Here is a 23,341-nt window from a genome sequence, read left to right on the forward strand (position 1 = left end):
CCGTCACATTCCCCAGACCAGGGACTGCCTGCCCCCGATCTTGGAATTGCCCAGCGCCCCGTATCCGGCGACGAATTGCGCCAGACGCGGGGCGTGAAACACCGAAAGGTAAGCCTCGGCCCAGGCCAGTTCGAACCCGCGCAGTTCCTCGGACCCGTTGAAGTAGGATTGCGCGTGGCCGGTTCTTGTTTCGACCAGGGCGGGGTCGTCGAACGCGGCCAGAACGAAGTTGACCGAGCGGTGGATCGCCCCGTCGCAGGCGCGAAACAGGTCATGCCCGCGGCCCTGCAACAGGGCTGCGGTCACGACAAGCGGGGTGACGGCGTGCAGCTGGTAGTGCAGCGCCAGTTCCTTGCGCGCCATTTCCAGCGGCAGGCTGCCGTCGGGCGCAGCCTGACAGGCGACAAGGCGGACCGAGGCGTCGGCCCAGTCGATCATGGCGGCATCGCCGGTCGTCAGCCCGATCCGGGCAACCGCCAGCGCGGCCCAGGCGCGCAGGTTGTTCCGGCCGGCGTTCTTCGGGGCTTCGGTGTCGAAATAGGTCATCGTCGCCGTCGCGCCGGCGGACAGCCAGCCTTCGACCATGGCCCGGTCTTCGGACGCCGCGAGGAACGGTTCGACCTGCGCATAGGCAAAGGCAAGCCCCGCGATCCGCGACGGCGCCGACAGCCGGGCGTTCATCGTGGCCAGGTCGCTGAGGGCGTCGGCCCGGGCCCAGACCGCCAGTCCCGACAGCACGCAATCCGCTGCGGCGGAACGGTCGTCGGGGGAGGACACCGCCCGGTTGGCGGCAAGCGCCAGATCGCTGATGAAGGAATCAACGGGCTTGAGCTGCGCGTTCACGTCGTCGTTCGACGCCTCGTCGAAATCGGAACGGCTCTTGTCCCTTGCGTCATAGCGGCTGCCGTGGTCGAGGCTGACGACCGGTTCGGGCGTGGTGGCGCAGACAAAGGGCACGGGCGCCTTTTCGTCGGCGTGCGCAGCGGTGGCCGAGGCCAGCGTGCAGACGAGCAGTGCGGGCAGGATATGTTTCATCGGTTCACTCCGGCATCGACGGTAAAGAGCTTGACCATGTCAATCGCGGTCGGGTCGCCGGCATCGGCGGCCTTTTTCAGCCAGCCCCGCGCGTTTTCAAGGGATGCGGGCACCCCCACGCCCATCGAGTAGGCCTGCGCCAGCAGCATCATCGCGGGCACGTCGCCCCCTTCCGAGGCGCGGACCAGCCAGCCGGTCGATTCCTCGATCTCGCCCCGCGCGACAGCGGCGGCCCGCAGGCGGCCGGCGTGTTCGCGCATCGCGGCGGGATCGCCGGCCTCGGCGGCCTGCGCATAGAGCAGGTCGAGGTCAAGCCGCGACTCGATCGCCACGCGCAGCTTCGGGTCCTTTCGCGCCAGTTCGTCCAGCACGGCAGGGAGCTGGCGGGCATCGCTTCGTGCCACCAGATCGGCATAGAGCGTCACGATCCGCGCCGGGTCATAGCCTTCCTTCGCCGGGTTGCCGAGGATGCGCAACAGGCGCTGCACCGCTGTCCGGTTGCCAAGCGCATGGGCCTTTTCATAGAAGGCCAGCGCGGTCGCGTCGCCATCTTCGCCCAGAAGCGCCCGGTAGCTGTCGGCCAGTGCCACGATCTGCCAGCTGTCCTGCCCGGCCAGATGGGTGGCGATGGTCAGCCAGCGGTGCGCCTCGTCAAGATTGCCCTCTGCCCCCATCACGCCGGCGAATGCCACTGCCTCGGGAAAGGCGCAGTGCATCGCGGTGATGGCCCGCGCGCGATAGATGTCGCGGCCTGCGGCATCGGGCAGGAACGGCATCGCCAGCATCAGCGCCAGAAAGTCGCCCCGTTCGTCGATCTGCCGCGAGAAGGCGTCGAACACCGCACGGGGGGTCGGGTAGGTTGCCGGATCGGCATCGGGCAGCATCGCCATCGCCTCGCCGTTGCCGCCTTGGGCCAGCGCCACGAGCAGCGGGACGGTCTCGGCGCGGGCGGCGTCGGTCGCGTCGATCAGCAGCGCCTTGGAAAGCTTGAGCGCCGCGCCATCCTCGCCCGCCGTGACGGCGGCGCGGAACTGGTTCAGGGCGGCGGCGCGGGCGGACGGGTTGGCCGCCCGTTCCAGCGCAAGTGCCGCCCGGGCGGTCGCCACATTGGCAAAGCGGTCGGCATAGGATGTCCAGAACGCCACTTCGGACGCGGGCGATCCGTCCCGTTCCAGCACCGCCAGCAGGTTGGCAAGCGGCGTGGCGCGGCCATAGAGCGCCTGCGTCTGAAGGGCCGCCATGGCCAGCGGGTCGGGGTCGGCGGCCAGTTTCGCCAGCGCGGAATCGCTGAACTGGAACGAGGATGACCCGATGGCAGCCTCGGCCCCGGCCCAGTAGGCGGCCTGGTCCGGCAGCGGCGCATTGGGCGCCTTGCACAGGAAGGCGGCCTGAAGGTCGGCGGTCGGGGCGGCCTCGCCCAGGGTCGTGACGGCATGGATCAGGTGATCGACGGCGACGTAGAACTCGGGTTCGGTCCGGGCGGCGCCCAGATCCAGCTGGGACAGCATCACGATGGCGGCGGGGTCGTCCATGGCCGCCCCCCGTTCCAGCAGGGCGCGCGCAGCGGCCTGCCCGGTCCACCGACCCTGCACCGCAAGGATTTTCGTGGCCTGCTTGGCGAAGACCCAGGCCGGCGCGTCGGCAAGGCCCTGAAGCCTGTCCAGCGTGTCGAGAAATGCGGGTTCGAACTCGGGGTGATGCGGCAGTTGCGCCTCCAGGAACCCCGACAGGCGGATCAGGCCGGCCCGGTCGCCTTGTGCGGCGGCGGCCTCGTAAAGCGTCCGGGCCATCGCCAGATCGGCGGGCACCAGCGCGCCGGCCTCGTGAACCCGGCCGAGGGCCACCTGCGCATAAGGCAGGTTTCCGTCGGCGGCCTTGGTCAGATAGGCCAGCAGGACATCGTTGTCCTTGGTCACGAGTTCGGATTGCAGATGATATTCCGCCACCCGCCAGGCGGCGATGGGGTCACCCAGATCGGCGGCGAAGCGATACCACCGGACGGCAAGATCGTGGTCGAGGCTTACCACCTTGCCGCTGGAAAACTCGCGCGCGATCCGGGCGATCCGGTCGCAGATCAGCGGGTCGATCTGGCCCACCAGCGACCCGAAAGCCATGGTCACGGCCAGTTGCGGGTTGATGTCCCAGCCTTCGGGCGCATTCCCGGCCACCGCCAGATGCGACAGGGTCAGCAAGGCATCGGCGTTGCCGCCATAGCCGGCGGCCATCAGAAGGTCGGCGCCGCGCCGGGTATCGCGGTCGATGCCGATGCCCTCGTTCAGGAACCCCGCAAGCGCGTTCAGCATCCGGGGCGAGTTCTCGTCGCCCCGGTCAAGCAACCGCTGCACCAGACCCTCGGACTTGAGTTCCTGCAACTGCCCCAGCGCGATCATCTGTTCGATCCGGGCCAGAGTGGCGTGATCGGCGGTGAAGCTGGCGGAAAGGCCGGGAAGAAGGGTGATCACCCGCCGGATCGTTGCGTCCCAGGCCGAGGGGTCGATCTCCGCCAGGCGGCGCAGGTCGCGATTGATCAGCCCGATGTCGCGGTCGGGCAGCGCCACCCCGTCCCAGGCGCCCCATGCGGCAACCAGATCGACATCCGACGCCCGCGCCACGCAGACCGGGGTCATCACCATGTCGGGCGGTTCGAACGCAAGCGGCAGGGTCTGCGCGCCAAGCCCTTCAGGCTGCAGGCAAAGCAGGGCAAGTGCCGCAAGCAGGCCGGCCCCGGATCGGTTCATGGTCATGGGTCAGCCCTTTCGCGGGTCAGTTGGAATACAGGTTCTCGGTGCTGAAAGCGGTGTAGTCGCCGGCGCTGCCGCTGAAGACCACCGTCACGCCCGCCCGGCGCCGCATCTTGACCGCGGGCAGGTCGGCCAGGACCGTCGCGCCGTCGCGCACTTCGAAATCCAGCGTCAGCGGCGCCTTGAGCGTGACCTGACGCGAGGTGTTCTGCGCGATGCCTTCCAGCGCCAGCGCATCGGCCGACGGCACGAACAGATCCACCGAGGCCAGGTCGGACAGGTTGTAGAACACCAGATCGGCCTTGGCGGGGCTGTTCCTGATCACGTCCTGCAACAGGTGCAGCGTGCCGTCGGTGCCCGCGACGAAACTGTAGAACGAGGCCGGCGGAATATCTCCGTCGCTGACCAGATCGCCCACCGCGACAGACACCTTGCCCGCCGCCATCATCACATAGGGGGTCACACCGCCCTGCACGTTGTCGAAGGTGTCTTCCCCCACCACGGCAAGGGTTTCCCCCGGCGACACGATCCGCACGAAGGACGCGTTCGGGTCGGCGGGGTCTTCGTAAAGCTGGTTGTCCTGCGCGAAGGCAGGGGCGGCAGCAAGCGCCAGCAGGCAGGCAACAAGGCGGGAACAGCGGGTCATCACAAGGCATCCTTCCGGGATGAGGGGCAAAGCGTCAGGGTCGAGGCGTCACCGACCGGCCTGTCGAAGGTCACGGTCAGCGCGGTCAGATCGGGGTGCCAGATGCTGCCCAGCGGCTTGAAGAACCGCCCCGAAGCCAGCATCCGGTCGCTGCGCTGCATCTGCGCATTGCGCGTGACGCCCGAGGCTGTCTTCACGGTGAACAACGCGTTGCGCGGCCCATCGGTCCCGAGATCGGCAAGGATCACGTCATCTTGTCCGATCTTCAGCCCGGCCAGGTCGGCGGTCAGGCTGTTTTCGCCCGCTTGCGTGACCGCGAGCGGAACCGGACAGGTCTGCCCCGCCGCCGCCACAAGCTCGTCCATCGGGTCGGGGCCGAACTGGGCCAGATTGCTGTAGATCGGGTTTTCCCAGATCAGGAAGCGGGGCGGATTGTCGACGAAATCGCGCGAGGTCAGGTAGGACGTGATCGCGCCGAACTGGTTGCCGCCGGTAACGGCATAGTTGACCACGTCAAGGCCCGAGTATTCCGACAGGTAGCCGGCGAAATTGCCCGGCGGCGAATCCGAGAAGGAGGTGCCGACCAGCACGATCTGCACCGCTTCATCGCCGCCGGCAAAGATGTCGGACACGCCTTCGTCGGGGCCGTCCACCACCTCGGTCAGGTGGCCGACCGCCTCGACGCGGGGCAGTTCTGCGATGCAGAACGCCTGCAAGGTGCGGCGCATGGTCGAAAAGGCGTCTGTCGCGGGCTGTTCGGTGGTCTGGTATTCGGACGGGGTCAGGTCGCCATAGAACGGCTGCGCCTTGATCACCGCGCCGATCGCCTCTGCCGCGAGGCGGGCGCCGTTCGCGGTCCAGTGAAAATCGGCCTGGAAGAACGGCGGCCGGTCGGCGGGGGCGGCGGCAATCGGTGCCAGAATGTCGGGGGCCAGCACGCCATGCGCCGACAGGCGGCTGACGATGTCGCCATAGACCAGTGTCGCCGTCGCGCTGTCGAAGGCATAGTCGGCGGCGGCAGGGGGCAGGAATTGCGGCATCGCCTGACTTTTCGTCGGCACGGTCACATAGATCAGCGTCGTTCCTCCGGCGGCCAGTGCCTCGGACAGGGCGCCCATCTGGTCCATCACCGCATCCTCCATCGGATGGCGCATCCGCAGGTCGGCCAGCACGCGGTAGAAGACGCCGTCCAGCCCCTCGATCGACGGCAGGGACGATGCGGTGTCCAGCCCGCCGCACAGATAGGCCGAGGGGTCCGCGAGGACCGGGGCGCCCGAAAGGGCCGCAAGGACAATGGCAGGGCCGCCAAAGCGCATTTTCATCTTGTCACCTCGGGTTGGGGGCTGGGCATTCCGTCGATCATCCGCAGCAGGTTTTCGGCCGTGACGCGGACCGACAGATCCTCGCCCGCCGCGGCCAGCGCCAGGGCCGAACGCGCACCCGGATGGCCCGTTGCCGCATCGGCCGGGTCCGACATCAGGGCCACTCCCAGTTGCAGCGCGGCCCGCGGACTGCCGCCGCCCGAGGCCATGCCAAGGTAGTTCTGGGCCTGCGCCAGATCGCGGCCGAAGGGCACGCCGTCCGCATACATCTGCCCCAGCAGCGTCGAGGCCACCGCATTCCCGCTCAGCGCCTGCACCGTCATGGCGTTCAGGCCATGGGTCAGGCGGCCCGCGCTGTAGCCAGCGCCCTCGTCCCTGAGCAGCCGTGCCAGAGGCGGCACGGCAAAGGCCCGCCCGGTATAGGCCGCAATCGCATAGTAATGTGCGGCGGCACCCGTGGGGTCGGGGGTTTCCTTTTCCTGCAACAGCCTGGCATAGCGGAACGCGGCCAGACCGTCGCCCGCATCGGCCAGGGCTCGCAGGTCGGTCGGGCCCATCGCCGCGCCGGAGATCATCTTGCGCCGTGCCGCCTGAAGGGCAGCGGTGGGCAGGTCGCGCGTCTTGCGCACGGCATTGTCGAAGACGAAATCGGCGCGGACCACCATGCCGGGCAAGCCGGGATCGGGGGCCATCGGCTGCGCCACGGCCCCGGTTGCAAGGCAGATCAGGACGGCGGCAAACCCGGGCACGTTACCCATCGGGATTCTCCTGCTGCGGCAGCGCCGCGACTTTGGGGTCGCGCGCGGCCACATCGGGCCAGAGCGCCGGATCGGTCAGATACCGGATCGGCATCTCCCAGATGACGATTGCGGGGGGGTCCGTGCGGAAGTCGCCGCCCGCAAGGTAATCCTGCATCGGCCGCAGCGGCCCGAGTCCCTGTTCGGCCACGCTGACCACATCGCGCCCCAGCGTCCGCATCAGCGCATCGGCAAAACCCCAGTCGGGATTGGCGCTGTAGCTGGTCCCGACCAGAACGATGTCGGTTGCCGCCCCGCCAAAGATGTCGGACCCGGCATCGACGGGCGTCTGCGTCGCGGGAATCACGCTTTCGACCGCAAGACCGACGCGGGGGGCCATCGCGGCGGTGGTGACAAAGCTGACAAGATCGCCGGTCAGGGGCTTCGGGGCCGCTTGCGTGCGGTCATAGGACAGGGGGCCGGGCAGGATGGTGCCCGACGCGGCGATTGCACTCGCCACAAGGTCGGCGCCATGCGGGGTCCAGTGCGTGTCGGTGGCGAAGAAGACGGGTTCGACCGGGTCGAGCAGGGCGCGGCGCGCGTCCACCACCGCCACGCCGCGCGCTTTCAGGTCTGCGGAAAAATCGGCGCAAAGCGTCGCCAGCGCCTCGCCGAAGGCCACGTCGGGGCTGATGCCGCGGTAGATGTCGATCTTGGCGGGCAGCGGCACGACCACCAGCTCGGTTCCGCCCTGCAAGAGCTGCGCGCGGATTCCCAGCACGGTCTTCACGACCCCGGCAAGCTGTGCGTCGGTCGGCAGGGGGCGCACCTCTTCGCTGCTGAAAAGCCAGCCATCCTGCCCGACAACGGCCCCCTTCCGCGCCTCGCCCAGCAGGGCATAGCGCGCGGCACCGATCAGCCCGAACGACGGGCCCATGTGGGGCAGATCCTTCTTGTAGATGCCGTCAAGGTCACGGGTCAGCCCGCCCGACAGGAGCCCGGCGTCCGGCAGGACCACAGCGGGATGCGGCCCGGTCGCCAGCGACAGGTTGGCCAGGATCGCATAGCCGAAGAACAGCGTCGGCAGGGCAAGGCGGGCCGCGCGAAGGATGATGGTCATCTGACCCCCTAGAACTGGAAGTAGAGGAACGGAGAGAAGCTCTGTTCCGCAAGTTTCATGACGGCAAAGGCACCCAGCCCGTTGACCAGCACCGCCGGCACCAGCGCATTGAGCGCGGTCAGCCTGCCCGCCGGGCCGGGCCGCAGCCGGGTCGCGGCGGCATGGTTCAGGCGCGGTTCCAGCGCCGCGACCGCCACGCCCAGCATCAGGAACAGCAGGCTTTCGGTGGTGATCGCCAGCGCCACCTCCGGCGCGGTGGCGAACCCGTTCAGGCCCAGCATCCCGCTGTAGACGCCCAGCGCCTCGGTCACGCTGGCGGCGCGGAACATGACCCAGCCCAGCAGCACGATCAGCAGCGTGCCGCCAAGCGCGAACAGGTCGGTGGCCTTCGCCCGCCCGGTGGCACGTTCAAGCGCCAGCCAGGCGCCATGCCACAGGCCCCAGAGCACGAACGTCCAGTTCGCGCCGTGCCACAGGCCGCCCAGCACCATGACCAGCATCAGGTTCACATAGGTCCGCGCCCCGCCCCTGCGGTTGCCACCCAGCGGGATGTAAAGGTAGTCGCGCAGCCAGACCGACAGGCTGATGTGCCAGCGCCGCCAGAATTCGGTGATCGACCGGCTGATGTAGGGCGTGTCGAAGTTGCGGATGAAGTGAAAGCCCAGCATCAGGCCGATGCCGATGGCCATGTCGCTGTAGCCCGAAAAGTCGAAATAAAGCTGGATCATGTAGGCGATGGCGCCGATCCACGACAGGGCCATCGACGGATCGGGGGTCTGGAAGGCCAGGTTTGCCAGGGGTGCGACCGTGTCGGCCAGAAGCACCTTTTTCGCCAGGCCGATGGCAAAGATCGTCGTCCCCTGAAGGAACAGGTCCAGTGAATGTTCGCGGTGGGCGAATTGCCCGGCCAGATCCTTGAAGCGCAGGATCGGGCCCGCGACAAGCTGCGGGAACAGGGCGATGAAGGCGGCGAAGTCGAAGAAGCCGGCCGTGGCGACCGCATCCTTGCGATAGACATCGATCAGATAGCTGACCGCCTGAAACACGTAGAACGACACGCCGATCGGCAGGATCAGTTTCCAGTGCACGCCAAGGCCGGCCGCATCCGTGCCCCATAGCGTGGCAAAGCTGTCGATGAAGAAGTTCAGATACTTGAACACCCCCAGCACGGCCAGACAGCCCGTCAGCCCGATGATCAGAAAGGTCTTTGCCGCCCGTCGGCTTTTCGCCGCGCCGATGCCCCGCCCGAAGGCATAGGTCCAGAGGGTTGTCAGAAACAGCAGGCCCAGGAAGTCGATCCGCCACCAGCCGTAGAAGGCATAGGACCCGATCAGGATCGTGACCGACCGGAACCGCACCGGCGTCAGGTAATAGACCGCGAGGAACAGCGGCAGGAACAGGAACAGGAAGGTTTCCGACGAGAACACCATCAGCCGTTTCCTTGAAAGTCGCAAGGTGCGGGTGACGGGGCCGGGATGGAAACCACCGCGTCGCGGCGGCTGCGCAGCCAGTCCACGGTCAGCGGGGCCAGATCGCCGGCGAAGACGCGCGGCATCTGGCCGTCAAGGTCGTTGCCCTCGACTGCCACATCGCCCGGTGTGGCGCCGCGCAGGCCGTCGCGGTTTCCGGCCAGCACATTCCCGGTCAGCCAGACCTGCGCCGCGGCCGCCTGATCGCGCACAAGCACGCCGGAGCCGCGATTGAACAGGATCGCGTTGCCGGTGGCCGTGGTGTCATCCGTATCGGTCAGGGTGATCCCGGTTCCGCCGTTGCCCGCGACAAGGTTGCCCGTGATGGTGACGCACCTTGCCTTTTCGACGCCGATTCCGGTCGTCTGGCTGCCGGCGACAAGATTGCCCGTGACGCTGACGGCACGGCTGTCGCGGTCGACCAGAATCCCGGTCCGGGCCGTGCCGGACAGGAGGTTGCCGCTGATCCGCACGTCGGCCGAACCTGCCGTCACGCGGATCGCCTGGCTTCCGGACAGGGCGGTGAGCCTGTTGGCTGCAACGACCGTTTCCCTCGCGTGGGAAATCAGGATCGCGGTGCCGGTCGCGGCGGCGATGTGGTTGCCGGACACCACGGCCCCGGTCGTGCCGATCAGCCCCAGCGTCGCCACGTCGATCAGCGCACTGTCCGTGATGGCGGACGAGAACAGCGGCGCGACAAGCCCGTTGTTCGCCACCGCCATCCCGCCGAAAACATCCGATGCGCCGAACCCCAGCGCCTGAAGCGTCGCGTCGCTTGCGGTGAAGCCGCCCTGCCCCGCCGTCAGGACAAAGGGGCGGAAGGCGGGTTCGGCGGCGTTCGGACCGTCGGTCCCGATGATCGCGCCGCCTTGCACGTCCAGCCAGCCCAGGTTTGCGACAAAGCTGCCGCTCGGGCGATCGAGGATCAGTTGATCGGCCGGGCCCAGCGTCAGCCCGGCATCCGTCCAGATGGCAAGCGGGCGCGACAGCACGATGCCATCCGGCGTCACGGTCACGAAATCCTGCGCCGGGGTGCCTTTCGACAGGGCCGGCAGATCGGCCAGCGTGGCAAAGCCGCCGCGCAGCAGGATCACGTCATGGTCGCGCGCACCCTGCGCCCGGACCAGGGCCAGGTGATCCCGCGCCCCGGTCTGGATCGCGATCTGGGTCAGCAGCAGCCGTATGTCGACCAGTTCGATCACCGCGCGCGTGTCGGGCACGAAGGCTTTCGCAGCCGCAGCCGGGGCGGCGGCCGCATTCCAAGCCAGCCCGACCCCGGCCATGACCGAGGCCGCGTCATCCGCCAGCGTGCCCGCCGCCAGCGGATCGGACAGGCGGGCCACCGCCGCCTCGATCCGCTGGCGGGCAAGGTAGTCCGCCTGTTGCGCCCCGGCACCCGCAGGCAGCAGAACGCCCCCGCAGAGCAGCAGCACCGCCAGCGCGTTACCCATTTGCGACCGCCCGCAGCGGCGGAAGGGACTGGCTGATCCGGGCGGGCGGACCAACGACGGGCGGGGCGGTGGACAGAAGAAAGGCGTGCAGATCATAGTCGGCGGTATTGGTCAGGCTGATCTGGGTATCCTTGTCGATGGTCAACATGCTGCCCAGGCCGAGCGTGTGGTCGTTGCCCCGGCAATCCTCCAGGTAGGTGGCCTGCCCCGACACGACCGACAGGAAGCTGGCGCCCAGCCCGTGCCCGTTTATGGCCATCGTCGATCCGGGCAGCAGCGTCAGCATTTCAAGCCGGTAGCCCGGGTCGGTGGCCAGCGACTCGATCCCGCCCCAGGCGTGGTTGCGGAACGGGTGGCTGACCACTTCGGCCCGACCGCCGGATTTCAGCTTCTCGACCACGAGCTTGACCTGCTGGGCGTGCTTGCGGTCGGTCACCAGCAGCGCATCCTTGGTATCCACCACGATCAGGTCGTTCATCCCGATGACGACAACCAGCCGCCCGTCGCTGCGAATGAGCGAGTTCGTGGTATCGAGCGTCATCACGTCGCCGTTGGTCACGTTGCCGTCGTCCGACTTGGTGTTGACATCGTAGACCGAGGCCCAGGCCCCCACGTCGTCCCATTTCACGTCGATCGGCGCGAGCGAGATGGCGGGACTGTTTTCGAAGACCGACCGTTCGGTCGGCTCGTCGCGCGCCTCGCGAAAGGCGGCCTCGTTCAGGGTGATGCCGTTGCGGGTCGATGCTGCCTCGGTGACGGCCCTGGACACCGCGGCATGGGTGCGGGGGTCAAGGCGGCGGAACTCCTCGCAGATCACATCGGCGCGGAACATGCTGATGCCGGACGCCCAGTAGGCCGTTCCCTCGTCGATCAGCCGCTGCGCGACCTCCACGCTGGGTTTCTCGATGAAGCGCGCGACCGAATGCAGGCCGTCGTAGGACTCGACCCGGCCGCCGTCGATGATGTAGCCGTAGCCGGCCTCGGCATAGCCCGGGGTGACGCCGAACGTGATGATCTGCCCCCCGGCGGCCGCAGCGGTCATGCGCGCGACGGTGAAGTTCAGATCCCCGATGATGATGTGGTCGGACGGCAGCACCAGCAGGATCGCGTCGGGATCATCCGGCAGGATGGCCAGCGCCGCCGCCAGGACGGCGGGGCCGGTATTGCGCCCGACGGGCTCGCCGATGATGAGGCCCGACGCCTGAATCTCGTTCAGTTGCTGGCTTACCAGATCGGCCTGCGCCGCGTTGGTAACGACGATCGGATCCTTGAAGTTCGCTGCCCGGTGCCGCTGAACCGTCGTCTGGAAATAGGTCAGGCTGCCCTTGCCGTTGGTGGGTTGAAACTGCTTGGGCTGGTCGATGCGAGACATCGGCCAAAGGCGCGATCCCATGCCGCCGCACAGGATGAGCGGATGAATCGTCTTCATGGATCAGACTCCCTTGAAAATCGTTACAAGACGGGCGCGGGCCGTGTTGGCCCACGTTCCCAGACCACCCGAACCCCGCAGGATGCGGACCTGGACAGGTTGACCGACCCGGCCCGCATCAAGCGGCACGTCGGGCCGCAGCAAGATCAGTTGCGCATCCGCCCCGGCAACGGCCGGGCCCTGCGGCTCGGCGGTGGCAAGCGCCGTCTGGCCGCCCGGAAAGGTCAGCTCGATCCGGTCCGCGCCGGCCAGGTCGAACAGCATCGCGGGCGGAATGGCCGCCGCGACCAGTCGCCGGTCGCTGTCAGAGGCCAGTTGCAGCACCGGTTCCCCGATCAGGACCGTGGACCCTTCGCGCAGCCCGTTCGAGGTCACGACGCAGTCGCACGGCATGACAAGGCTTTGCACATCGCCCGACGCCGACTGAATGGCGACGGCAACGTCATCCCTTGCGGCATTCAGGTCCAGGAAGACGATCTGCCCGGTGGTCGTGGCGCGCAGCACCTCGCCGGTCGAAATGACGGTGCCGAGCGACGGGACCAGCGAGACGAACGTCCGCTGGTAGGTCAGCGTTCCGGCAACGGCGATCAGGGCCAGCGACACCAGGCCGACGCCCGCCCCCCCGGCCACACGGCGCAGCGACATCCGGCTTTCCGGCGCGCCGGCCGCCTTTGGCCCCTTGGGAGCCGCCGTCCCGGCCACGCCGATGGTCTGGCCCAGGCCGACCAGATCGCCGGAGATGTAGGCATTCAGGATATGGCGCAGCTGCGGCAGGTGCGGCCCGGTCGGGCTTGCAAACAGCAGTTCGGCCTCGCCCGACCCATGGGCCCCCTCGCGCACCTCGGCATCCACGACCAGCGTCACGGCAAACCCGTCGAACTGGAACATCAGCCGCACGATCCGCGTCGCGTTGATCGCCGCCGGGTCCATCAGCCCCGACACATAGGCCGCCACCAGCGACAGGCCCCGCCCGCGGAACTGCCGCCCGTCGATGACGGCGGTAAAGGGCAGGTCCACTACGGGATGATCGTTTCCGCCCGGCAGATTGACAGGCACGCGGTTCGCGTTCGACAGGACAGCGTTTTCCAAGGAGTTTGCCTTTCCAGCAAAGGATCAGATCAGGCCCGAGATGAACAGCACACCCAGCGTGAGCCAGCCGAGCGTCAGCATGTGGACATAGGACGAGAGGATGTTGCCCAGCCGCGCCGCCGCAGGGCGGGGGGCCGAACCGGCGGTCTGCCGGGTCCAGCGTTGCCGGTCGAGGCGGAACATGACGAAGCTTTTCACGGCCGCGCCGACGATCTGGCTGAAGTAGAGCAGGAACGGATAGCTGATCGGAAATCCGCCACCCCGGAACAGCGACAGCGCGATGCAGAACACATACCGCGTCGCCATCACCCAGGCGATGTAGGCGGGCAGGATCGCGGGGTTGACCAGCAGCGCCGTCAGCAGCACCCCCAGGGGCCCCGCCAGCGTCGTCCAGACCGAGACCCGCTGATCCAGCAGCGACCACCAGGTGAAAGCGCCGATCCGGGTTGCGGGCAGCGCCAGTGCCCGGCCGTTGGTCCGCATCATGTTGCCGAACCAGCGGACCATCAGCGTGACGGCCGACTCGACGAATCCCGGTAGGGGCTGGCGTTCCATCGACACGGTCTGCACATCGGGCAGATACAGCATCTGGTAGCCGTTCTTGAGCAGCCAGAACCAGGTCGACTTGTCGTCTCCGGTCAGAAAATCGACCCGGCCGAGACGCCAGTGGTCCAGGTAGTCGCTCTGCACCTGCCGGATGAACCCCGGATCGGTGGCAAGATCAGCCCGGAACACCGACATCCGGCCGGTCAGCGTCAGGACGCGGCGGCTCAGCCCCATCGACGACATCATCATCTGGCGCTGGGTGAACCGCAGCGCAAACCAGTCGCGGAAGGCCGGCGCGTCGGTGATCTCGACGCTTTCGTCGGTCGTCAGCGCCCCGACCGCCGGATCGCAGAAATACGGCGCGGACCGGGCCACCACGTCGATCGGCACGCAGCTGTCGCCATCGACCAGGATGACGATATCGCGCCACGACGGCGCCTGCCCGGTGATGGTGCGCAGCGCCTTGGCCAGCGCATCGCGCTTGCCCGTGCCCGGCACCTGATCGACGATCAGCCGCACGCTTGCCATGTCGGTCCGCATCTGCGCAAAGACCGACCGGATCAGCCGCAGGTCGGCCCCGTCCACCACCGAGGCGACGACCGTCGCCCCGCCGACCGATTCCGCGGCCGCGGCAAAGATCGACCGGTAGACCCGGGTCGTCACATCCGGGTCGATCTTGTAGCTGGTGACCAGGAAATAGGCATGTGCCGGGGCCGCCCGGCCCGCATAGGCCACGGCCGCCCTTTGACGCAGCCGGGGATAGGCGAAAAGCTGATACCAGGTCGCCCGGCCGAAGTTGATCGCCGCCCAGGAATAGCGCCAGAGGCCGATGACCCCCAGCGCCAGGATCGCGCCTTCGGCCCCGTCCAGCGCACCGGTGGGCAGGCTGGACAGCAGGATGCCCAGAACCAGCAGATAAAGGACGTGACCCAGGACCTGCATGTTACCAGCAGATGCCCTGATAGGTGCCGCCCGACACAAGGCCGGGCTGAAGGCGTGTCAGATCGACCATCGGCTGATCTTTCAATGCCTTGCGCAGCGGCTCCACCGCCTCGGCATAGCTGTTGCCGACAAGGATCATGTCGGATGCGTCGATCAGCTCTTGGATCGTCGGCACCATCCGGTCGCGCAGGTCGGGCACCACGTCGTTGCCCCGGCCGACCCCGGCCAGATCATGCGCGTAGCCGGTGCTGACGTTCGGGTCATAGACCTGCACGTCATGCCCGTCGGCGATCAGCCGCGATGCCAGTTCTGCCAGCGGGCTTTCCCGCAGGTCGTCCGTTCCGGGCTTGAAACTGATGCCCACCAGGCCCACGGTCTTCTTGCCGGTCTTGGTCACCATCCGCGCCGCCCGGTCGATCTGGGCGTCATTCGCGTTCAGGACGGCCGCCATCAGGGGCGCCTCGACATCGCGCGCCTTGGCAAGCTGCTGCAGGGCCCGCACGTCCTTGGGCAGGCACGACCCGCCGAAGGCAAAGCCCGGCCGCATGAAGTGCGACGAGATGTTCACCTTGTCGTCCGAGCACAGCAGTTTCATCACCAACTGCCCGTCCAGACCGCAGGCCTTGGCGATGTTGCCGATCTCGTTGGCGAAGGTGACCTTGACCGCGCGCCAGGTGTTCGACGTGTACTTCACCATTTCGGCGGTGCGCAGGTCCACCTCGTGTGTCGTGCAGGGCATGTCCTTGTTCAGCAGGTTCAGGATCGCGAACGTCGGCGCGTCGAGTGCGCCGAACACGATCAGGCCGGGGTTGTCGTAATCCTCGATCGCGGTGCTTTCGCGCAGGAATTCAGGGTAGTAACCCACGCCGAAATCCACGCCCGCCTTCAGCCCCGACGCCGCTTCCAGCGCGGAAATGCAGGCCGTTTCCATCGTGCCGGGCACGATGGTCGACCGGATGATGACCGAGTGATAGGCGTTCTTCTTCGCCAGCGCGCGCCCGACGATCTGGCACACGCCCGTCACGTGGGCCAGACCCACCGACCCGTCGGGGTTGCTGGGCGTGCCGACGCAGACAAAGCTGGCATCGGTTTCCGCAACTGCCTTTTCAGCATCCAGCGTGGCGGTCAGAAGGCCCTGCGCCACCGCGTCCGCAATCAGCTCGTCGAGCCCGTTCTCGACAATGGGCGACCGCCCGGAATTGATCACGTCCACGCGAGCGGGCTCGATATCCACAGCAATGACGGAATGCCCGTCGCGCGCCAGACATGCGGCCGAAACGACGCCGACATAGCCAATTCCAAAGACCGATATGTTGGCCATGTGTACTTCTCCATTTGCTGCGAACCGGCGGTTTCCGCGAATCGGAACTCGGGTTGCTGCGGCGCAGCTATAACGAGTGGCGCGGGTGCATAATTGTCGGAAAAAGCACACGGACTGTAGGGAAAACATGAAGCGGGTGACAGAAGGTCCGCAGCCCTTCGCATTTTACCCGCACAAGTTGCGCGGTTATTGCATCCACCCCGACTGGATTGCGTACCTGACAATGTCCGACCGTGACCTGAGATTTAGTTTTCGGTTGGCCCGGTTCTTGTAGGTGTCCACCGTCTTGGTGCTGATGTGCAACAGGGCCGCTATTTCCTTCATCGAGCTTCCCAGCGCAACGTGGCGCAGCACCTCGCATTCCCGCTCGGTCAGATCGGACAAGGATGCCTCTTGTCCCGCCTGCACGGGCGAGGGTGTGCGATGGTCTGTATAGCCTTCATGCAGATAGACCCCGCCAAAGGTGACGGCGCAGACAATCCGCACAAGCTCCTCACTTTGCACGGTTTTCGGCATGATGCCACGGAAGCCCAGCAGGCCGAGGGCGCGCGCTTCGATCGGCGCGATTTCGGGGCAATAGCCGATCAGCGAGGTCACGTCCGAAAGTCCGAGAAAGGCATCCGATACGGCCGCCCCGGGTTCGAGACGCTGCCACGGGTCAATGATCAGAATATCGGGCGCAAGTTTTTTCATCGCCGCAAGGTCGGGGGCGGCATCCACGATGATGACAAAGTTCGAAAGATAGGCATCGCGCATAAGAATAAGGCGGATACCCTCCGACAGCACCGGATTGTCATCGCAGACCACAATGGTTCGCAATCGCGGAGTCACGATTCCGTGTTCCTGCGCGCCCGCGTTTTCAAACATGGGGATGACGGCGGTCATCGGACGATCCGCAATCGGTTCGCACGGCCGTAATTTCCGGTCCCGTGATATATCCACAGGTTCCGGTTCAGGAAAATATCATGTTCGGGGATTGGAACGTCCTTCGGCGCGCGAAGGATCGGGTCGTCCGGAGTCTTGTTCGGCATGGGTCACTCGTTAAAACAGGGAAGCGTCGTTTGAAAGAAACAGCCATTCACCAGGGACAAGCTCTGCACCGGCCACGCAGTCGATCCGGTTCGTGGTTCTTCCCCTCGGACATTGCAGGGTTCGGACGCGTCGTCGCGGGACATCGCTGCCCCGTTCCTGGACTCATGAAGCTTCATGCGCCGTGAGATCGGGATGCGTGCAGTCTGCAGGAAGGGCGCAGGCTGCATGATCCCAGGTGGTGCAACTCGCCGCGCGGAGGATGGTTACGTCAGGGATGATGCTTTTGCCCGGTCTGGTCTGCCGATCACGCAAGGGTGATGGCTTGCGGTTGGCGGTGCCGCCTCGGGCCGCCGCCGGATGCCGCCACGGCGGGCGTCAGGTGCCTTGCAGCCGGGCGTGCAGCGCCAGAAGGTCGGCCCAGGCCTCGCGCTTCAGGTGCGGCTGGCGCAGCAGGTAGGCCGGGTGGAACATCGGCAGCACCGGCCGGCCCCAGACCTGAGCCCAGTCGCCGCGCATCCGGGTGATGCCGCTGCGCCCCAGCACTGCCTGGCAGGGCGTGTTGCCCATCAGCACGATCACCTGCGGGTCGGCAAGCTCGACATGGCGGCGCAGGAACGGCTGCATCATGGCGATTTCGTCGGCCGAGGGGTCGCGGTTCTGCGGTGGCCGCCACGGCATGACATTGGTGATGTAAAGCGCTGCAGCCGGATCGGGGCTGGTGCGGGTCAGCCCGATAGCGGCGAACATCCGGTCCAGCAGTTGCCCGGCGCGGCCGACGAAGGGCCGCCCCTCGGTATCCTCGTCGCGCCCCGGCGCCTCGCCGATCACCATGACGCGGGCGGCGGGGTTGCCGTCGGCAAACACCAGATTGCGTGCGCCGCGCTTGATCTCGCAATGGTCATAGGCCGCCATTGCCGCGCGCAGGTCGTCGAGCGTGCCTGCCCGCGCCGCTGCCGCCTGCGACACCGCGACGGCATCGCCGGGAACGGGGGCCGGGGCAAGCGCGCGGGGTTCGGCGGCCTGGGGTGGCGCAGCCGGCGGCCTGGCGGCTTGTGCGACGGCATCGGGTTGCGCATAGCGGTTCACCGGCGCGTCGCCGATCGCCTCGGTCGCGCCAAGGTCATGCTGCCACAGCAGCATCGCCGCCAGTGCGTGATAGTCCCCGACCGCGTCCATCCGCCCGCCCTGCTGCGTGCGGCCCCGAGTTCGGGGCCAGCGCCAAAACTAGGCCCCCGCCCCGCCCGGAACAACCCTTGTCGCGTGGCCGCCCGCTTTCTATAAGCCCCCCATCAGATGCCGCCGACGGAGACCCCGATGACCTTCCGCGCCCGCCACCTTCTTGGCATCGAACACCTTGCCCCCGACGAGATCCGCACCGTGCTCGACCTGGCCGACCGCTACGTCGATCTGAACCGGCGCACCGTCAAGCAGGCGGACGTGCTGGCGGGGCTGACGCAGATCAACATGTTCTTCGAGAACTCGACCCGGACTCAGGCCAGCTTTGAGCTCGCCGGCAAGCGGCTGGGGGCCGACGTGATGAACATGTCGGTGGCACAATCCTCGGTCAAGAAGGGCGAGACGCTGATCGACACCGCGCTGACGCTGAACGCGATGCGCCCCGACCTGCTGGTGGTGCGGCACCCCAGTTCGGGGGCGGTCAACCTGCTGGCGTCAAAGGTGAATTGCGCCGTGATCAACGCGGGCGATGGGCGGCACGAACACCCGACACAGGCGCTGCTGGACGCGCTGACGATCCGCCGTGCCAAGGGGCGCATCCAGCGCCTGACGGTGGCAATCTGCGGCGACATCGCGCATTCCCGGGTGGCACGCAGCAACCTGATCCTGCTGGGCAAGATGGAAAACCGGATCAGGCTGATCGCGCCGCCGACCCTGATGCCGCCCGGCGTGCAGGACTTCGGCTGCGAGATCTTCGACGACATGCGCGCCGGGCTGGAAGGCGCCGACGTGGTGATGATGCTGCGGCTGCAACGCGAGCGGATGGACGGCGGCTTCATCCCGTCGGAGCGCGAGTATTACCATCGCTACGGGCTGGATGCCGAAAAGCTGGCCTTCGCCAGGCCCGATGCCATCGTGATGCACCCCGGCCCGATGAACCGCGGGGTCGAGATCGACGGCACGCTGGCCGACGACATCAACCGCAGCGTGATCCAGGATCAGGTCGAGATGGGCGTGGCGGTGCGGATGGCCTGCATGGACCTGCTGGCACAGAACCTGCGCGCCGAACGCGGCCGCGCCGCGGTGGAGGGAACCTATGTCTGAACTGCCACGCGACCCGATCCACGGCCCCGCCGCGCCCCTGCCGCTGGCCGATGGCGAACGCCTGCTGGGCGCATGGGTCGCCGACCGGGCCATGTACTGGCGCGGCCATGCGGTCATGGCGCTGGCAGGCGGCGTGGCTGCGGGCGTCGTGCTGGTGTGGCTGGGCAACCCCGACCCCTGGGTGGGGCCGGTTGCGGCGGTGGCCGCGCTGGGGGCACGCGGGGCCTATCTTGCCTCGGAAGCCCTGGCGCTGAGCTGGCGGCTGACCGACCGCCGCCTGCTTGGCCCCGGCGGGCGCAGCATCGGGCTGGCCGAGATCGACACGGCCAAGCGCTTCTTCGGCGATGTGCAGATCGTCACCCGGTCCGGCGACAAGCACCTGATGAAATACATGGCCGATGCGGCGGCAGTCGTCGCCGCGATCGAGGCCGCCCGCAGCGGGAAAGCCAAGCGATGACGATCTTTCTGCAGAACGCCCGCATCATCGACCCCGAGGCGGGCACCGAGACCCTTGGCAACCTGATCCTTGACGGCGGTCTGATCGCCGCCATCGGTGCGGCCTCGGCGCCGCGGGATGCGCGGGTGATCGACTGCGAGGGCAAGTGCCTTGCCCCCGGCATCGTCGATCTGGGCGTGAAGATCGGCGAACCCGGCGAGCGGCACCGCGAAAGCTTCCGCTCGGCCGGGCTGGCGGCAGCGGCGGGGGGTGTCACCACCATCATCGCCCGCCCCGACACCAGCCCCGCCATCGACACGCCCGAGGTGCTGGAATTCGTCACCCGCCGTGCCGCCGGGGCCAGCCCGGTCCGCATCCGCCACATGGCCGCGCTGACCAAGGGGCGGGAGGGCCGCGAGATGACCGAGATCGGCTTTCTGCTGGATGCAGGTGCCGTGGCCTTCACCGATGCCGACCATGTGACCACCGACACCAAGGTACTGTCGCGCGCGCTGGTCTATGCCCGCAGCCTTGGCGCGCTGGTGATCGGGCATCCGCAAGACCCCGGCCTGTCGGCGGGGGCGTCGGTGACCTCGGGCAAGTTCGCCTCGCTGCGCGGGCTGCCGCATGTCTCGCCCATGGCGGAACGGATGGGGCTGGACCGCGACCTTGGGTTGGTCGAGATGACCGGCGCGCGCTATCACGCCGACCAGATCACCTGCGCCCGCAGCCTGCCCGCGCTGGAGCGGGCCAAGGCCAACGGGCTGGACGTAACGGCCGGCGTCTCGATCCACCATCTGACGCTGAACGATCTGGATGTGGGCGACTACCGCACCTTCTTCAAGCTGAAGCCGCCCTTGCGCTGCGAGGATGACCGGCTGGCGGTGGTCGAGGCGGTGGCCTCGGGGCTGATCGACATCATCTGTTCGATGCACACGCCACAGGACGAGGAATCCAAGCGCCTGCCGTTCGAGGAAGCGGCCGCCGGCGCGGTGGCGCTGGAGACGTTTTTGCCCGCCGCGATGCGGCTTTACCATGCCGGGGCGATGGACCTGCCGACCCTGTTCCGCGCCATGGCGCTGAACCCGGCGCGCCGTCTGGGCCTGCCGCAGGGCCGCATGGCGGAAGGCGCACCCGCCGACCTCGTGCTGTTCGACCCCGACGCGCCCTTCCTGCTGGACCGCGTCAATCTGCACTCCAAATCGCGCAATACGCCGTTTGACGGGCAGCGGATGGAAGGTAAGGTTCTGGCGACCTTCGTCGGGGGCGTGCAGGTGTTCGGGGACAAGCGATGATGATGCCGGAGCTGACAAGCGGCTGGGGCGTGCTGGGGCTGGTGGCGGTGCTGGCCTATCTGCTGGGGTCGGTGCCGTTCGGGGTGGTGATCACCCGCGCGCTGGGGCTTGGCGACCTGCGCGCCATCGGGTCGGGCAACATCGGCGCCACCAATGTGCTGCGCACCGGCAACAAGGGGGCGGCGGCGGCGACGCTGATCCTCGATGCGGCCAAGGGCGGTGTTGCCGTGCTGATCGCGCGCGCGGCGGTGGGCGAGGATGCGGCGCAAATGGCGGGGCTTGCGGCATTCCTCGGGCATCTTTACCCGGTCTGGCTGCGGTTCAGGGGCGGCAAGGGGGTCGCGACCTTCCTCGGCACCCTGCTGGCGCTGGCCTGGCCGGTGGGTCTGGCGGCCTGCGCCACCTGGGCGGTGACGGCGGCGATCTCGCGGACCTCGTCGCTTGCGGCGCTGGTTGCCGCCGCGTCATCGACCTTCTGGATGGCGGGTTTCGGGCAGCGGCGGATGATGGTGCTGGGGGCGGTGCTGACGCTGCTGGTGTTCTGGCGCCACGCCGCCAACATCCGCCGCCTGCGCGCCGGAACCGAGCCGAAGATCGGCAAGAAGGGCTGAGCGTCCCCGCGCCGGGCCAGGACCACAGTTTTCAGAATGGGACCATGAACATGGATTTCGCCACATCCGTCAGAACCTGCCTTTCGAAATATGTGACCTTTTCCGGCCGGGCCTCGCGGCCGGAGTTCTGGTGGTTCATGCTGTTCTGCCTGCTGATCAGCATCGCAGCGGCGATCATCGACGCGATGCTGTTTGGCGACTTCACGCGTGACGTGACGGGGCCGATCGGCGCAGTGGTTTCGCTGGGGGTGCTGCTGCCCACGGTTTCTGTCACGGTCCGCCGGCTGCACGATACCGGGCGGTCGGGCTGGTGGTACTGGCTGTTCCTGATCCCCGTGATCGGCACCATCATCCTGATCGTGTGGCTGGCCACCAGGGGCGAGGCCGGGCAGAACGCCTACGGGCCCCGCGCCTAGATTCCGAACCGTTCGCCGCAGCCTCGGTTCGGCAAGATCCGGGATCTGTCAGTAGCTCATCTGCCCGTAGATCCGGCCCAGATCGCCCGCCCAGTCACCCTCGTAAAGCGCCAGCAACTCGTCGGCCGCCACCCGGCCAGAGGTCACGCTTTCGGCCAGCACGTCGAGATACCCTGCCTCGTTTTCCATGCCCGACCCGGCGCGGCCGCGGGCGCGCAGCCCTTCCTGCGCCAGCGCCACCACTTCGCGCGCGAGCGGCAGCATCTTCACCCCGCCCGCCTCGGCCTGCAAACCCTGCACCGAGGCCCCGACCCGCAAGCCTTCGCGGGTTTCGGCATCCCAGCCCTTGACGATATCCCACGCGGCATCCAGCGCACCCTGATCGTACATCAGCCCGACCCAGAAGGCCGGCAGCGCGTTCAGGTGCGCCACGTCGCCCGCATCGGCACCGCGCATCTCGATGTATTTCTTGACCCTCGCCTCGGGGAAGACGGTGGTCATGTGGTCGGCCCAATCCGAGAGGGTGGGCAATTCGCCGGGCAGCGCGGGCAGCTCGCCGCGCAGGAAATCGCGGAAGCTCTGGCCCAGCGCGTTGATGTAGTGCCCGTCGCGGTAGACAAAATACATCGGCACATCAAGGATGTAATCGACATACCGCTGGTAGCCCATGCCATCCTGAAACACGAAGGGCAGCATCCCGGTGCGGCTGTCATCCAGGCCCCGCCAGATGCGCGAGCGCCAGGACTTGTGGCCGTTCGGCTTGCCCTCGAAGAACGGCGACGAGGCGAACAGAGCGGTCGCCACCGGCTGCAGCGCCAGCGCCACGCGCATCTTCTGCACCATGTCGGCTTCCGAGGCGAAATCGAGATTCACCTGCACGGTGCAGGTGCGATACATCATCTGGGTGCCGTGGCTGCCGACGCGCCCCATGTAGTCGGTCATCAGCCGGTAGCGGCCCTTGGGCATCACCGGCATCTGGTCATGCGTCCAATCCGGCGCCGCCCCGAGGCCCATGAAGCGCGCGCCGATCTTGTCGGCCACCACCTTGACCTGGCGCAGATGCTCGGCCAGTTCGGCGGCGGTGTCGTGGATGGTTTCGACCGCGGCGCCCGACAGCTCGAACTGCCCGCCCGGTTCCAGCGAGACGTTGGCGCCATCCTTGGTCAGGCCGATGATGTTGCCCTGTTCCAGCACCGGTTCCCAGCCGAAGCCGTCGCGCAGCCCTTCCAGCATCGCCCGGATCGAGGTCGCCCCCTCATAGGGCAGCGGCATCCGGGTGGCAGCGTCATAGCCGAACTTCTCGTGCTCGGTGCCGATGCGCCAGTCGGCGGCCGGTTTTTCGCCCGAGGCGATGTATTCCGCCAGTTGGCCGAAATGGTCGATCGGCCCGCCGCCGGATTGAGGAATGGACATGGGGCGCTCC

Annotated in this window: 20 protein-coding genes; 5 read left to right on the forward strand and 15 right to left on the reverse strand. The window is 67.5% G+C overall.

The window, feature by feature from the left end; genetic code table 11:
• Positions 1-3 precede the first annotated feature (3 nt).
• From RNZ50_19100 to RNZ50_19165, 14 genes are all read right to left on the reverse strand, one after another.
• Positions 4-1,035 (reverse strand): alginate lyase family protein, encoded by a 1,032-nt coding sequence (locus RNZ50_19100; GenBank protein MDT8857102.1) that lies wholly within the window; start codon positions 1,033-1,035, stop codon positions 4-6.
• A complete protein-coding gene (locus RNZ50_19105) occupies positions 1,032-3,779 on the reverse strand; it encodes a hypothetical protein (GenBank protein MDT8857103.1) in 2,748 nt (915 codons plus the stop codon). Before RNZ50_19105 ends, RNZ50_19100 begins: the two co-directional genes overlap by 4 nt.
• 19 nt (positions 3,780-3,798) lie before the next feature.
• Positions 3,799-4,422, reverse strand: coding sequence for an alginate O-acetyltransferase AlgF (locus tag RNZ50_19110; GenBank protein ID MDT8857104.1), 624 nt, complete (start codon positions 4,420-4,422; stop codon positions 3,799-3,801).
• Entirely contained in the window at positions 4,422-5,744 is a 1,323-nt protein-coding gene (locus RNZ50_19115; GenBank protein MDT8857105.1) for a hypothetical protein, read from the reverse strand. Before RNZ50_19115 ends, RNZ50_19110 begins: the two co-directional genes overlap by 1 nt.
• Positions 5,741-6,502, reverse strand: coding sequence for a hypothetical protein (locus RNZ50_19120; GenBank protein MDT8857106.1), 762 nt, complete (start codon positions 6,500-6,502; stop codon positions 5,741-5,743). The genes RNZ50_19115 and RNZ50_19120 overlap by 4 nt, the downstream gene beginning before the upstream one ends.
• Entirely contained in the window at positions 6,495-7,601 is a 1,107-nt protein-coding gene (locus RNZ50_19125) for a hypothetical protein (protein MDT8857107.1), read from the reverse strand. Before RNZ50_19125 ends, RNZ50_19120 begins: the two co-directional genes overlap by 8 nt.
• Positions 7,602-7,609: 8 nt before the next feature.
• Positions 7,610-9,031, reverse strand: coding sequence for an MBOAT family protein (locus RNZ50_19130; GenBank protein MDT8857108.1), 1,422 nt, complete (start codon positions 9,029-9,031; stop codon positions 7,610-7,612).
• Complete coding sequence (locus RNZ50_19135) at positions 9,031-10,521, reverse strand: NosD domain-containing protein (protein ID MDT8857109.1); 1,491 nt, start codon at positions 10,519-10,521, stop codon at positions 9,031-9,033. Before RNZ50_19135 ends, RNZ50_19130 begins: the two co-directional genes overlap by 1 nt.
• Positions 10,514-11,950 carry a sugar phosphate nucleotidyltransferase gene (locus RNZ50_19140; GenBank protein ID MDT8857110.1) on the reverse strand — a complete coding sequence of 479 codons (1,437 nt, stop codon included), beginning with the start codon at positions 11,948-11,950 and terminating at the stop codon, positions 10,514-10,516. The genes RNZ50_19135 and RNZ50_19140 overlap by 8 nt, the downstream gene beginning before the upstream one ends.
• Before the next feature lie 3 nt (positions 11,951-11,953).
• A complete protein-coding gene (locus RNZ50_19145) occupies positions 11,954-13,039 on the reverse strand; it encodes a hypothetical protein (GenBank protein ID MDT8857111.1) in 1,086 nt (361 codons plus the stop codon).
• Between the two features lie 24 nt (positions 13,040-13,063).
• Complete coding sequence (locus RNZ50_19150; GenBank protein MDT8857112.1) at positions 13,064-14,527, reverse strand: glycosyltransferase; 1,464 nt, start codon at positions 14,525-14,527, stop codon at positions 13,064-13,066.
• A 1-nt stretch (position 14,528) separates the two neighbouring features.
• Complete coding sequence (locus RNZ50_19155; GenBank protein MDT8857113.1) at positions 14,529-15,848, reverse strand: nucleotide sugar dehydrogenase; 1,320 nt, start codon at positions 15,846-15,848, stop codon at positions 14,529-14,531.
• Positions 15,849-16,034: 186 nt separating this feature from the next.
• Complete coding sequence (locus tag RNZ50_19160; GenBank protein ID MDT8857114.1) at positions 16,035-16,733, reverse strand: response regulator transcription factor; 699 nt, start codon at positions 16,731-16,733, stop codon at positions 16,035-16,037.
• 522 nt (positions 16,734-17,255) lie between these two features.
• Positions 17,256-18,056, reverse strand: coding sequence for a uracil-DNA glycosylase (locus RNZ50_19165; GenBank protein MDT8857115.1), 801 nt, complete (start codon positions 18,054-18,056; stop codon positions 17,256-17,258).
• Positions 18,057-18,194: 138 nt separating this feature from the next.
• Here RNZ50_19165 and RNZ50_19170 point away from each other — a divergent pair, with 138 nt between their 5' ends.
• Genes RNZ50_19170 through RNZ50_19190 form a run of 5 tightly spaced genes read left to right on the forward strand, consistent with a single transcriptional unit; the run spans position 18,195 to position 21,918 of the window.
• A complete protein-coding gene (locus tag RNZ50_19170) occupies positions 18,195-19,160 on the forward strand; it encodes an aspartate carbamoyltransferase catalytic subunit (GenBank protein ID MDT8857116.1) in 966 nt (321 codons plus the stop codon).
• Positions 19,153-19,617 carry a hypothetical protein gene (locus RNZ50_19175; GenBank protein ID MDT8857117.1) on the forward strand — a complete coding sequence of 155 codons (465 nt, stop codon included), beginning with the start codon at positions 19,153-19,155 and terminating at the stop codon, positions 19,615-19,617. Before RNZ50_19170 ends, RNZ50_19175 begins: the two co-directional genes overlap by 8 nt.
• Entirely contained in the window at positions 19,614-20,891 is a 1,278-nt protein-coding gene (gene pyrC, locus RNZ50_19180) for a dihydroorotase (protein MDT8857118.1), read from the forward strand. The genes RNZ50_19175 and pyrC overlap by 4 nt, the downstream gene beginning before the upstream one ends.
• Before the next feature lie 2 nt (positions 20,892-20,893).
• Positions 20,894-21,502, forward strand: a complete 609-nt coding sequence (gene plsY / locus RNZ50_19185) for a glycerol-3-phosphate 1-O-acyltransferase PlsY (GenBank protein ID MDT8857119.1) — start codon at positions 20,894-20,896, stop codon at positions 21,500-21,502.
• 44 nt (positions 21,503-21,546) lie between these two features.
• Positions 21,547-21,918 carry a DUF805 domain-containing protein gene (locus RNZ50_19190; protein ID MDT8857120.1) on the forward strand — a complete coding sequence of 124 codons (372 nt, stop codon included), beginning with the start codon at positions 21,547-21,549 and terminating at the stop codon, positions 21,916-21,918.
• 48 nt (positions 21,919-21,966) lie between these two features.
• Here the strand turns inward: RNZ50_19190 and RNZ50_19195 are convergent, their stop codons facing one another.
• Complete coding sequence (locus RNZ50_19195) at positions 21,967-23,331, reverse strand: glutamate--cysteine ligase (protein ID MDT8857121.1); 1,365 nt, start codon at positions 23,329-23,331, stop codon at positions 21,967-21,969.
• Positions 23,332-23,341: the final 10 nt, after the last annotated feature.

It is taken from the genome of Paracoccaceae bacterium Fryx2, assembly GCA_032334235.1.
Lineage (GTDB): Bacteria > Pseudomonadota > Alphaproteobacteria > Rhodobacterales > Rhodobacteraceae > JAVSGI01.

Excerpts from the sequence above, each read along its gene's own strand:
- pyrC (MDT8857118.1), top strand. The coding sequence starts at position 19,614 with ATGACGATCTTTCTGCAGAACGCCCGCATCATCGACCCCGAGGCGGGC.
- RNZ50_19125 (MDT8857107.1), bottom strand. The coding sequence starts at position 7,601 with ATGACCATCATCCTTCGCGCGGCCCGCCTTGCCCTGCCGACGCTGTTC.
- RNZ50_19100 (MDT8857102.1), bottom strand. The coding sequence starts at position 1,035 with ATGAAACATATCCTGCCCGCACTGCTCGTCTGCACGCTGGCCTCGGCC.
- RNZ50_19140 (MDT8857110.1), bottom strand. The coding sequence starts at position 11,950 with ATGAAGACGATTCATCCGCTCATCCTGTGCGGCGGCATGGGATCGCGC.
- RNZ50_19160 (MDT8857114.1), bottom strand. The coding sequence starts at position 16,733 with ATGACCGCCGTCATCCCCATGTTTGAAAACGCGGGCGCGCAGGAACAC.
- RNZ50_19130 (MDT8857108.1), bottom strand. The coding sequence starts at position 9,031 with ATGGTGTTCTCGTCGGAAACCTTCCTGTTCCTGTTCCTGCCGCTGTTC.
- RNZ50_19150 (MDT8857112.1), bottom strand. The coding sequence starts at position 14,527 with ATGCAGGTCCTGGGTCACGTCCTTTATCTGCTGGTTCTGGGCATCCTG.
- RNZ50_19110 (MDT8857104.1), bottom strand. The coding sequence starts at position 4,422 with ATGACCCGCTGTTCCCGCCTTGTTGCCTGCCTGCTGGCGCTTGCTGCC.
- RNZ50_19165 (MDT8857115.1), bottom strand. The coding sequence starts at position 18,056 with ATGGACGCGGTCGGGGACTATCACGCACTGGCGGCGATGCTGCTGTGG.
- RNZ50_19155 (MDT8857113.1), bottom strand. The coding sequence starts at position 15,848 with ATGGCCAACATATCGGTCTTTGGAATTGGCTATGTCGGCGTCGTTTCG.
- RNZ50_19190 (MDT8857120.1), top strand. The coding sequence starts at position 21,547 with ATGAACATGGATTTCGCCACATCCGTCAGAACCTGCCTTTCGAAATAT.
- plsY (MDT8857119.1), top strand. The coding sequence starts at position 20,894 with ATGCCGGAGCTGACAAGCGGCTGGGGCGTGCTGGGGCTGGTGGCGGTG.
- RNZ50_19120 (MDT8857106.1), bottom strand. The coding sequence starts at position 6,502 with ATGGGTAACGTGCCCGGGTTTGCCGCCGTCCTGATCTGCCTTGCAACC.
- RNZ50_19170 (MDT8857116.1), top strand. The coding sequence starts at position 18,195 with ATGACCTTCCGCGCCCGCCACCTTCTTGGCATCGAACACCTTGCCCCC.
- RNZ50_19135 (MDT8857109.1), bottom strand. The coding sequence starts at position 10,521 with ATGGGTAACGCGCTGGCGGTGCTGCTGCTCTGCGGGGGCGTTCTGCTG.
- RNZ50_19175 (MDT8857117.1), top strand. The coding sequence starts at position 19,153 with ATGTCTGAACTGCCACGCGACCCGATCCACGGCCCCGCCGCGCCCCTG.
- RNZ50_19105 (MDT8857103.1), bottom strand. The coding sequence starts at position 3,779 with ATGACCATGAACCGATCCGGGGCCGGCCTGCTTGCGGCACTTGCCCTG.
- RNZ50_19195 (MDT8857121.1), bottom strand. The coding sequence starts at position 23,331 with ATGTCCATTCCTCAATCCGGCGGCGGGCCGATCGACCATTTCGGCCAA.
- RNZ50_19115 (MDT8857105.1), bottom strand. The coding sequence starts at position 5,744 with ATGAAAATGCGCTTTGGCGGCCCTGCCATTGTCCTTGCGGCCCTTTCG.